The sequence below is a fragment of the Stutzerimonas azotifigens DSM 17556 genome, from assembly GCF_000425625.1.
Taxonomy (GTDB): domain Bacteria; phylum Pseudomonadota; class Gammaproteobacteria; order Pseudomonadales; family Pseudomonadaceae; genus Stutzerimonas; species Stutzerimonas azotifigens.
The window spans coordinates 257,171-267,858 of sequence record NZ_KE384410.1; the positions used below are offsets into that span (position 1 = coordinate 257,171).

General features: G+C 65.5%; 9 protein-coding genes and 1 pseudogene. 7 read left to right on the forward strand and 3 right to left on the reverse strand.

All coding sequences use genetic code 11. The annotated features are described in order from the left end of the window. Positions 1-56: 56 nt before the first annotated feature. Complete coding sequence (locus H610_RS0114575; protein ID WP_028240359.1) at positions 57-1,595, reverse strand: bifunctional aminoglycoside phosphotransferase/ATP-binding protein; 1,539 nt, start codon at positions 1,593-1,595, stop codon at positions 57-59. Between the two features lie 224 nt (positions 1,596-1,819). Between H610_RS0114575 and mrcB the strand changes: the two genes are divergently transcribed. Genes mrcB through H610_RS0114590 form a run of 3 tightly spaced genes read left to right on the forward strand, consistent with a single transcriptional unit; the run spans position 1,820 to position 5,215 of the window. Further along, a complete protein-coding gene (mrcB, locus tag H610_RS0114580) occupies positions 1,820-4,144 on the forward strand; it encodes a penicillin-binding protein 1B (protein ID WP_028240360.1) in 2,325 nt (774 codons plus the stop codon). 37 nt (positions 4,145-4,181) lie between these two features. Continuing rightward, the gene (locus H610_RS0114585; RefSeq protein WP_028240361.1) at positions 4,182-4,892 is read left to right on the forward strand and encodes a tetratricopeptide repeat protein; all 711 of its coding nucleotides are present in this window, start codon (positions 4,182-4,184) and stop codon (positions 4,890-4,892) included. Continuing rightward, positions 4,892-5,215 carry a YqcC family protein gene (locus H610_RS0114590; RefSeq protein ID WP_028240362.1) on the forward strand — a complete coding sequence of 108 codons (324 nt, stop codon included), beginning with the start codon at positions 4,892-4,894 and terminating at the stop codon, positions 5,213-5,215. The genes H610_RS0114585 and H610_RS0114590 overlap by 1 nt, the downstream gene beginning before the upstream one ends. Before the next feature lie 24 nt (positions 5,216-5,239). Here H610_RS0114590 and H610_RS0114595 read toward each other — a convergent pair whose 3' ends face one another. Then, a complete protein-coding gene (locus H610_RS0114595) occupies positions 5,240-5,668 on the reverse strand; it encodes a DUF4124 domain-containing protein (RefSeq protein WP_028240363.1) in 429 nt (142 codons plus the stop codon). 393 nt (positions 5,669-6,061) lie between these two features. Between H610_RS0114595 and H610_RS0114600 the strand changes: the two genes are divergently transcribed. The 4 genes from H610_RS0114600 to pssA all read left to right on the forward strand — a co-directional run bounded on the left by H610_RS0114600 (position 6,062) and on the right by pssA (position 10,346). Continuing rightward, positions 6,062-7,786 (forward strand): acetolactate synthase 3 large subunit, encoded by a 1,725-nt coding sequence (locus tag H610_RS0114600; protein WP_028240364.1) that lies wholly within the window; start codon positions 6,062-6,064, stop codon positions 7,784-7,786. A gap of 2 nt (positions 7,787-7,788) precedes the next feature. Continuing rightward, positions 7,789-8,280, forward strand: a complete 492-nt coding sequence (gene ilvN, locus H610_RS0114605; RefSeq protein ID WP_028240365.1) for an acetolactate synthase small subunit — start codon at positions 7,789-7,791, stop codon at positions 8,278-8,280. A gap of 41 nt (positions 8,281-8,321) precedes the next feature. Further along, on the forward strand, positions 8,322-9,338 hold the full coding sequence (gene ilvC / locus H610_RS0114610) for a ketol-acid reductoisomerase (protein WP_028240366.1): 1,017 nt from the start codon (positions 8,322-8,324) through the stop codon (positions 9,336-9,338). A gap of 144 nt (positions 9,339-9,482) precedes the next feature. Continuing rightward, positions 9,483-10,346, forward strand: a complete 864-nt coding sequence (pssA, locus tag H610_RS0114615) for a CDP-diacylglycerol--serine O-phosphatidyltransferase (RefSeq protein ID WP_028240367.1) — start codon at positions 9,483-9,485, stop codon at positions 10,344-10,346. Positions 10,347-10,437: 91 nt separating this feature from the next. Here pssA and H610_RS26020 read toward each other — a convergent pair. Further along, positions 10,438-10,688, reverse strand: a pseudogene (locus H610_RS26020) (hypothetical protein); the annotation flags it as partial.

The following is a 10,688-nucleotide window of genomic DNA, read 5'->3' on the forward strand; positions in this document are numbered from 1 at the left end:
GTTTCCCGGCAAGTATAGAAGGGCTGCGGGCGCTTGCCGGCGCGCAGCCCGTTTCGTCAGAACCCCGGCAGGCGCTGGCGGATGCCGGCGACCAACTCGTCGACGCTGACCATCTGGTGGGTGTCGATGCGTACGCTGTGGATCTGCTCTTCCCCGCTCAGCGGTTCGCGGCTCGCCTGCTGTGCCTGCACGACTTCCAGGGTGGCGTCGGAGGGATCGTCGCCGGCGGCCTGGCGCTCGGCCAGCCACTGCCGGACCACGGCGTCGGGGGCCTGGCAGTCGAGAATGAGGAAGGGCACGCCGGTGGCTTCGGCGACCTGCCAGGCCTGTGCACGCTGGGCCTGCTTCAGGTAGGTGGCGTCGATGACCACCGGGAAGCCGGCCTGCAGGGCGAGGCCGGCGAGTTCGTGCAGGCGCGCGTAGGTGGCGGCCGACGCCGCTTCGCTATAGAGCGCGTCGGATCCGGTCTGATGCAGCCGCTTGCGCTCGACGTCCGAGCGCAGGCGTACCGCGCCCAGTGCCTCGACCAGACGCAGGGCCACCTGGCTCTTGCCGACCGCGGAGACCCCGTGGGTGATGATCAGAAAGCGCGAGGGGATGGCGCTGTAGCGCTCGGCGAGGTTCGCGTAACTGCGGTACTTGCGCAGGATGACGGCGCGCTGCACGCCGTCCTGTTCCTGGTGCAGGCGGAACAGATTGACCTTGGCGCGCACCAGGGCGCGGTAGGCCTTGTACAGGTTCAGCAGCGCCAGTGCCTGGTAGTCGCCGGTCTGCTCGAGCCAGCCATTGACGAAACGCCGCGCCTGCGAGCGCAGGCCGCGGTCTTCCAGGTCCATGGCGAGGAAGGCGGCGTCCGAGGCGATGTCGATCAGGCGGAACGGCTCGTTGAATTCGATGCAGTCGAACAGCACCACCTGGCCGTTGATCAGCGTGGCGTTGCCCAGGTGCAGGTCGCCATGGCATTCGCGAATGAAGCCCTGGTCGCAGCGCGCCTGCAGCAGCGGCTCGAGGCGGCGGATGGCGCACTCGGTCCAGGCTTCCAGCGCGTCGAGCTGCACGCGGTCGGCGTCCTCGGACAGCAGCGGACGGATCTGCTCGAAGTTCTGGCGCATGGGGGCGACGATCGCCTGCGGGGTGTTCAGCGGATGGTCCGGCTGCACCGTCGGCGTCTGCTGGTGGAAGCGGCCGATCTGGGCGGCCAGGGCATCGATGTGGGCATCGGTCAGCTCGCCGCGCGCCTGCACCTCGGCGAGCAGGGCCGACTGCGGGAATTCACGCATCTTCAGGGCGTACTCGAACGGCTCTCCGTCACCGCCCAGCACCGGCGACTCGGGGGTGCCGGTGATGCCGACCACCTCGAGATACAGGCCCGGAGCCATGCGCTGGTTCAGGCGCAGTTCCTCTTCGCAGAAATGCCGGCGCGCGTCGCGATCGGTGAAGTCGAGAAAGCCGAAGTCGACCGGCTTCTTGATCTTGTAGGCGTAATCGCCCGTCAGGACGACCCAGGAGATGTGGGTTTCCACCACGCGGATGTCATGTACCGGATGCGGGTAGCGGGTCGGGTCCTGGAGGGCGGCGATCAATGCTTGGCTCACGATCTTTCCTTAGCAGTCGGTTGTGGGCGTGTGAGCACCTCGCGAAGCAGTTCACACATTGGGCTGCCCGGCATTATGGCCAGCGCAAGCGGTCGTGCAAACCGTCGAGAGGCCGTCGGTGCGTCCCGCCGTCGTGCGTATAATGCGCCGCCGCCCGGCAGGCCGTGCGTCATTGGCGTGCGATGGCTGCGCCCGGCGGTGCCAACGAATTTCGAGGAGGTAAGGTGGCTGGGACTCGCAAACGGGCGCCCCGTCGTGCAGGCAAGGGGCGTTCGCGTCGCTCCGGCCCGTGGCTGGGCTGGATCTTCAAGCTGTCGCTGGTCGGGCTGGTGCTGCTCGCCGGCGTCGCCGTCTATCTCGATGCGGTGGTGCAGGAAAAATTCTCCGGCAAGCGCTGGACCATCCCGGCCAAGGTCTACGCGCGCCCGCTGGAACTGTTCACCGGGCAGAAACTGAACCGGGAAGACTTCCTCTTCGAACTCGATGCACTCGGCTATCGCCGCGAGAAGGCCGCCACCCAGCCGGGCGCCCTGTCGATCGCCGGCAACACGGTCGAACTGCACACCCGCGGTTTCCGCTTCTACGAAGGCACTGAGGATCCGCGGCGCATCCGCGTGCGTTTCTCCGGCGATTTCGTCGCCGGGCTCAGTGAGGCCGACGGCCGCGACCTGGCCGTGGCGCGTCTCGAGCCGATGATGATCGGCGGGCTCTACCCGGCGCACAACGAAGATCGCATCCTGGTCAACATCGACGAAGTGCCGCAACCGGTCATCGACACCCTGGTGGCGATCGAGGACCGCGATTTCTTCGAGCATTTCGGCGTTTCGCCCAAGTCGATCGCCCGAGCCGTCTGGGTCAATACCACCTCGGGGCAGGTGCGCCAGGGCGGCAGTACCCTGACCCAGCAGCTGGTGAAGAACTTCTACCTGACCAGCGAGCGCAGTCTGACGCGCAAGGCCACCGAGGCGATGATGGCGGTCCTGCTGGAGCTGCACTATGACAAGCGCGAAATTCTCGAGGCCTACCTGAACGAGGTCTTCCTCGGCCAGGATGGCCGCCGCGCGATCCACGGCTTCGGCCTGGCCAGCCAGTACTACTTCAGCCGGCCGCTCGCCGAACTGCCGATCGAGCAGACCGCGCTGCTGGTCGGGATGGTCAAGGGGCCGACCTACTACAATCCGCGCCGCCACCCGGAGCGGGCCCTCGAGCGGCGCAACCTGGTGCTCGACGTGCTCGCCGAGCAGGGCATCGTCAGCCCCGAGCAGGCCGCCGAGGCCAAGGGCAAGCCGCTCGGCGTGACCCCGCGCGGGAGCCTGGCGGACAGCTCCTATCCGGCCTTCCTCGATCTGGTGAAGCGCCAGCTGCGCCAGGACTACCGCGAGGAAGACCTGACCGAGGAGGGGCTGCGGGTCTTCACCAGCTTCGATCCGCTCGTGCAGCTCAAGGCCGAGCGTGCCATGAGCGAGACGCTGAAACGGCTGGGCGGCCGCCAGGGTGCGGAAAGCGTCGAGGCGGCGATGGTCGTGACCAATCCGGAAACCGGCGAGATTCAGGCCCTGCTCGGCAGCCGGCAGCCGGGCTATGCCGGCTTCAACCGGGCGCTGGACGCGGTGCGGCCGATCGGTTCGCTGATCAAGCCGGCAATCTACCTCACCGCACTCGAGCGGCCGAGCCAGTTCACCCTGACCAGCGTCATCGAGGACGAACCCTTCTCGGTGAAGGGCGCCGATGGAAAGGTCTGGAAGCCGCAGAACTATGATCGCCAGGCTCACGGAAGCATCTACCTGTACCAGGGGCTCGCCAATTCCTACAACCTGTCGACGGCGAAGCTGGGCCTGGACATGGGCGTGCCGAACGTCCTGAAGACGCTCAAGCGCCTGGGCGTCGAGCGCGAGTGGCCGGCTTATCCGTCGATGCTGCTGGGCGCCGGGGCGCTGACGCCGATCGAAGTCGCCGGCATGTACCAGACCCTGGCCAACGGCGGTTTCAATACACCGCTGCGCGGCATTCGCAGCGTGCTCGGTTCCGACGGCGAGCCGCTCAAGCGCTATCCCTTCCAGATCCAGCAGCGCTTCGATGCCGGTGCGATCTACCTGACCCAGTACGCCATGCAGCGCGTGATGCGCGAGGGTACCGGGCGCTCGGCCTACAGCCAGCTGCCGCAGAACCTGAATCTCGCCGGCAAGACCGGTACCACCAACGATTCGCGCGACAGCTGGTTCGCCGGTTTCAGCCAGGACCTGCTGGCGGTCGTCTGGCTGGGCCGCGACGACAACAGCAAGACGCCCCTGACCGGGGCCACCGGCGCGCTGCAGGTGTGGACCGACTTCATGCGTCGCGCCGATCCGCTGCCGCTGAATACGCCGGCGCCGGAAAACGTGGTCTACGCCTGGGTCGATGCGCACAGCGGGCAGGGCACGGACGCCAACTGTCCGGATGCGGTACAGATGCCTTATATTCGCGGCAGCGAACCCCCGGTCGGTCCCGGCTGCGGCCTGCGTGCGCCGGCCGAGTCGGTGATGGACTGGGTGCGGGGTTGGTTGCAATGAGTGGTCAGATTCAGCTTCGGGCGAGGTCCTCGAGTACGTGAACAAGCAGTGGTTGTTTGTCCTGGCGGCGGTCGCCGTGGTCCAGGGTTGCGCCAGTGTCGACCGGCGCGCGATTCCGGTGGTCGACGCCAGTGCGCCGGCTTCCGAGCAGGGGAGTGCGCGTGTCGCCTCCAGGGCGGTGCCGGCCAGCGCCGCGCCGCAGGCGCCGGCCGACGCGGGCGTGGTGGTCATGGTGCCGGAGAGCAACGAGGCGCCCTTGACGTTCGCCGCCCCGGAGAGCGCTCCCTTCGCATCGCCCGACAGCCAGAGCGGCTGGTCCCAGCCGGCGCCTGCCGCCCCGGTCACGCCGCAGGCTCCGGCGTACTCGGCGCCGAGCGCTCCGACCGGCATTCCCTCTGCCGGCGCACTGGCTGAGGACGAGCAGCTCGATGGCCCGGTGCTGGCGCTGCTGACCACCGCGCAGCAATTGCAGAGCGGCGGCGATCTGGACGGCGCCGCCTCGAGCCTCGAGCGCGCGCAGCGGATTGCACCGCGCGAGCCGCAGGTGCTCTACCGCCTGGCGCAGGTGCGCCTGGGGCAGGGCGATCTGGTGCAGGCCGAGCAGTTGTCGCGCCGGGCGCTGAGTTATGCGGCCGGGCGGCCGGCGCTGCAGGCCGGGCTGTGGGACCTGATCGCTCAGGCGCGTGAGCGGCAGGGCGACGTCGCCGGTGCCGCGCAGGCGCGCGAGCGGGCCCGGGTCAACCTCTGATGGATGCCCGGGTGCCGGCGCTGGCCGGGCAACTGCTGGCGATCGAACGCGAGCTTCGCGGGCTCGGTCTTTGGGCCGAGGTGGCGCCGACGCGCGAGGCGCTGGCCAGCGTCGAGCCGTTCTGCGTGGACACCCTGGCGTTCGAGCAGTGGCTGCAGTGGGTGTTCCTGCCGCGCATGAAGGTGATCGTCGAGGCCGATCACCCGTTGCCGTCGGCGTCCGGGGTGCAGGCGATGGCCGAAGTCGTTTATCGCGACCGGCTTTCGGAGGTGGGCGGTCTGCTGGAAGCCCTCGGCGAATTCGACCGGCTCATCGCCCGCTGAACCGGTTCCGGTGGCCGTCGCGGATCAGCGGCAGTCCGTATCGATCCTGTGCTCGGTCTCGCCGATGCGGGCCTGGCGCTCTTCCTCGCCAAGACGGCGCATTTCGCCGTTTTCCTCGACGCGCACCCGCGGGTTGTTCTTCAGCTGGGCCAGATTGGTCCGGAGGGTTTCGCAATACTGCTTCAGCTCGGCCTCGCGGGCGGCGACCTGCCCCTTGACCTCTCGATCGATGCGCTCTTGCTCCGCGTCTGCGGCAGGCGCATCCGGTACAACCGGCATGCCGGGCTGATAGGTCCGGGTGACGGTGCTGATCGGCTGGGCGACCTGCCCCTCGGGGGGCTGCGAGCCGAAGTGGGTGATCCCTTCGGCGTCCACCCACCGGTATACCTGACCCGCGCTGACGCCGGTGCTCAGCGCCAGCAGCAGGGTGCTCGCCAAAATTCTGCAACGCATGCTGTTTCCTTCTCGATGCCGTGCCGGACGCCTACTATACCCAAAGGCCGCCGCGCCATTCTGCGCCAGATCACAGCGCGACGCCGAGGCCGGCGTCCAGTCGAGACTTGACTTGCCGGGCGCGAATCCGAACAATCCTACGCTTGCTGTCCTGGCGGCCCACATCGGCGCGCCCGGCAGGTCATGAGGCGCATACCCGCGCCGACCGCAACACCCCGCAACGCGTTACCTCGCGCTGGGTGGGAAGCCCGATCAACACCTGGGCCGTCCCAATACTCGCTCAGTCAGTAGCTGACGTAGTCGGCGACCACCGTCGCTCATGCTCTGCTTGGCAGTAACCTATTCTGGCCGTTCCGCAGCGGGCGGTTATCTGGCGTTTCAGAGGTGAACAACGTGGAACTCTTATCCGGCGCTGAAATGGTCGTCCGCTTCTTGCGCGACGAAGGCGTTAAGTACATCTACGGGTACCCGGGCGGTGCCCTGCTGCACATCTACGACGCGCTGTTCAAGGAAAAGGAAGTCACCCATATCCTCGTCCGGCACGAGCAGGCGGCCACGCACATGGCCGATGGCTATGCGCGTGCGACCGGCAAGGCCGGCGTGGTGCTGGTGACGTCCGGCCCTGGCGCGACCAACGCCATCACCGGCATCGCGACCGCCTACATGGACTCCATTCCGATGGTGGTCATCTCCGGTCAGGTCGCTTCCAACATGGTCGGCACCGATGCCTTCCAGGAAACCGACATGATCGGCATCTCCCGGCCGATCGTGAAGCACAGCTTCATGATCAAGCACGCCTCGGAGATCCCCGAGGTGCTGAAGAAGGCTTTCTATCTCGCGCAGTCCGGCCGTCCCGGGCCGGTGGTGGTCGACATCCCGAAGGACATGACCAACCCCGCCGAGAAATTCGAGTACGTCTACCCGAAGAAGGCCAAGCTGCGTTCCTACAGCCCGGCCGTGCGCGGCCACTCCGGACAGATCCGCAAGGCAGCCGAGCTGCTGTTGTCGGCCAAGCGCCCGATCGTCTACTCCGGCGGCGGCGTGATCATGGGCGGTGCCTCGGCGCAGCTCACCGAACTGACGAAGATGCTCAGCCTGCCGGTTACCAACACGCTGATGGGCCTCGGCGCCTACCCGGGCAGCGATCGCCAGTTCCTCGGCATGCTCGGCATGCACGGCAGCTATACCGCCAACCTGGCGATGCACCATTCGGACGTCATCCTGGCGGTCGGCGCGCGCTTCGACGACCGCGTGATCAACGGCGCCAGCAAGTTCTGCCCGAACGCCAAGATCATCCATATCGACATCGACCCGGCATCCATCTCCAAGACCATCAAGGCGGACATCCCGATCGTTGGCCCGGTCGACAGCGTGCTCACCGAGATGGTCGCGGTGGTCAAGGAAATCGGACAGGCGCCCAGCTCCGAGGCGCTCGCCGCCTGGTGGAAGCAGATCGACGAATGGCGTGGCAGTCGCGGACTGTTCCCCTACGACAAGGGCGACGGTTCGATCATCAAGCCGCAGACCGTGATCGAGACCCTCTGCGAGGTGACCCGCGGCGAGGCCTTCGTGGCCTCCGACGTCGGCCAGCACCAGATGTTCGCGGCCCAGTACTACAAGTTCGACAAGCCCAATCGCTGGCTCAACTCCGGCGGCCTCGGCACCATGGGCTTCGGCTTCCCCGCGGCGATGGGCGCCAAGCTGAACTTCCCGGATGTGGACGTGGCCTGCGTCACCGGCGAAGGCAGCATCCAGATGAACATCCAGGAACTGTCGACCTGCCTGCAGTACGACTTGCCGGTGAAGATCGTCAACCTCAACAACGGCGCGCTGGGCATGGTGCGCCAGTGGCAGGACATGCAGTACGACAGCCGCTACTCGCATTCCTACATGGAGTCGCTGCCGGATTTCGTCAAGCTGGTCGAGGCCTATGGCCACGTCGGCATGCGGATCACCGAACCCAAGGACCTCAAGCCGGGGCTCGAGGAGGCCTTCTCCCTGAAGGACCGCCTGGTGTTCCTCGACATCCAGGTCGACTCCAGCGAGCACGTCTACCCGATGCAGATCCGGGACGGCGCGATGCGTGACATGTGGCTGAGCAAGACGGAGCGGACCTGATCATGAGGCACATCATCTCGCTGCTGCTGGAGAACGAACCCGGTGCCTTGTCACGCGTGGTCGGCCTGTTCTCCCAGCGCAACTACAACATCGAAAGCCTGACCGTCGCGCCGACCGAGGATCCCACGCTCTCCCGCCTGACGCTGACCACCATCGGGCACGACGAGGTGATCGAGCAGATCACCAAGAACCTGAACAAGCTCATCGAAGTGGTGAAGCTCGTCGACCTGTCGGAGAGCGCACACATCGAGCGCGAGCTGATGCTGGTCAAGGTGAAGGCGACCGGCGCACAGCGCGCGGAGGTCAAGCGCACTACCGACATCTTCCGCGGGCAGATCGTGGACGTCACCAGCACCGTCTATACGATCCAGCTCGCCGGTACCAGCGACAAGCTGGACAGCTTCATCCAGGCGATCGGAACCAGCGCGATCCTTGAGGTCGTTCGCAGCGGCGTCACCGGCATTTCCCGTGGCGACAAAGTGCTGAGCATCTAAATACAGACAGGCCTTGCCGGGCCAGCAACAGGGGTAACACCATGAAAGTGTATTACGACAAAGACTGCGATCTTTCCATCATCCAGGGCAAGAAGGTCGCGATCATCGGCTACGGCTCCCAGGGCCATGCGCACGCTTGCAACCTGCGGGATTCCGGTGTCGACGTGACCGTCGGTCTGCGTCCGGGCTCGTCCTCGATCGCCAAGGCCGAAGCCCATGGCCTGAAGGTGAGCGACGTTCCGGCTGCTGTGGCTGCCGCGGACGTGGTGATGATCCTGACGCCTGACGAGTTCCAGGGTCGTCTCTACAAGGAAGAAATCGAGCCGAACCTGAAGAAGGGCGTCACCCTGGCCTTCGCTCACGGCTTCTCGATCCATTACAACCAGGTCGTGCCGCGCGCCGACCTCGACGTGATCATGATCGCACCGAAGGCGCCGGGCCACACCGTGCGCTCCGAGTTCGTCAAGGGCGGCGGTATCCCCGACCTCATCGCCGTCTACCAGGACGCCTCGGGCAATGCCAAGAACCTGGCGCTGTCCTACGCCTGCGGCGTCGGCGGCGGCCGTTCCGGCATTATCGAGACGACTTTCAAGGACGAGACCGAAACCGACCTGTTCGGCGAGCAGGCCGTCCTGTGCGGCGGTTGCGTGGAGCTGGTCAAGGCCGGTTTCGAAACGCTGGTCGAGGCCGGCTACGCGCCGGAGATGGCGTATTTCGAATGTCTGCACGAGCTCAAGCTGATCGTCGACCTCATGTACGAGGGCGGCATCGCCAACATGAACTACTCGATCTCCAACAATGCCGAGTACGGCGAGTACGTGACCGGTCCGGAAGTGATCAACGCCGAGTCGCGCGCCGCCATGCGCAATGCGCTCAAGCGCATCCAGGATGGCGAGTACGCGAAGATGTTCATCACCGAAGGCGCGGCCAACTACCCGTCGATGACGGCCTATCGTCGCAACAACGCAGCTCATCCGATCGAGCAGGTCGGTGAGAAGCTGCGCGCGATGATGCCTTGGATCGCAGCCAACAAGATCGTCGACAAGAGCAAGAACTGATCGACCGATGCTTCGAAAAGACGCGGCCCAGGCCGCGTCTTTTCGTTTGGGGAGGCGCTTCTGGTATAAAAGCGCGCCGTCCTTTCGCTGAACCCGCTATGAGCGGGTCTGTCGAAACCAATCACACGCTACGGGGAGTTGCGCATGACCGAGCATCCTGAAGAAGAGCCGAAGAAGTCCGTCGAACCCGAGAGTCTGCTCCCTATCGACGAGCACGTCGAAGAGGTACGGGATGCCGAGGGGCGCAAGGTCCGTCATCGGGGCATCTACCTGCTGCCGAACCTGTTCACGACGGCCAATCTCTTCGCGGGCTTCTACTCGATCATCAATGCGGTTAACGGCAATTTCTACGTAGCGGCGGCGACCGTTTTCGTCGCCATGGTGCTCGACAGTCTGGACGGGCGTGTCGCCAGGCTGACCAACACCCAGAGCGCGTTCGGCGCGGAATACGACTCGCTGTCCGACATGGTGGCCTTCGGCCTGGCGCCGGCGGTACTTGCTTACCAGTGGGCCTTGTCCGACCTGGGTAACGTTGGTCTCACCGTCGCCTTCATTTTCGCGGCCTGCGCGGCCTTGCGCCTGGCGCGCTTCAACACCCAGATCGGCAAGGTCGACAAGCGCTGGTTCATCGGCCTGGCCAGCCCGGCGGCGGCGGGTGTCGTCGCGGGCTGGGTGTGGGCCGTGTGGGCGCTGGACGAACCCGGCATCCGCGGGACCGAGCTGCCGTTCGTGCTGGTCATGCTGTTCGCGCTGCTGGTGGCCCTGGCCGGCCTGCTGATGGTCAGCAACATCAAGTACTACAGCTTCAAGGATCTCGACCTGAAGGGGCGCGTGCCCTTTGTGGCGATCCTGATCGTCGTGCTCATCTTCGCCGTCGTCTTCAGCGATCCGCCGCGCATCCTGCTGCTGATCTTCCTGGCGTATGCGGCTTCGGGCCCGATTCAGTATCTGATGCAACTCCGTCGGCGCAAGCGTGTCAGTGAAAACATGGGCGGATCGGTCGACTGACCGAAAATAGTTGTTGACGGCCCGGATGGGGTCTCTATAATGCGCACCACTTCCGGCGCAGTCGCTAAGAAAGACCTTGAAAATCAAAGAGTTAGCGATGGGTTGGAAGGCTTCGCCGGAGCGATCGGGCGAATGCGAGGCGGGTTGACAGGGTTGGATAACGCTGTATGATTCGCCTCCCGCTGCCGAGGGCTTTGTTCGGTAGGTGGCGGGCAAGCGGTTGAGTAGAAAAGAGATTTTCGAAAAAGCGCTTGACGGCAAGAAAGGCTGCTGTAGAATGCGCGGCCTCGGTTGAGATGAAAGGCTTGATCGAAACGCTCTTTAACAACTGAATCAAGCAAT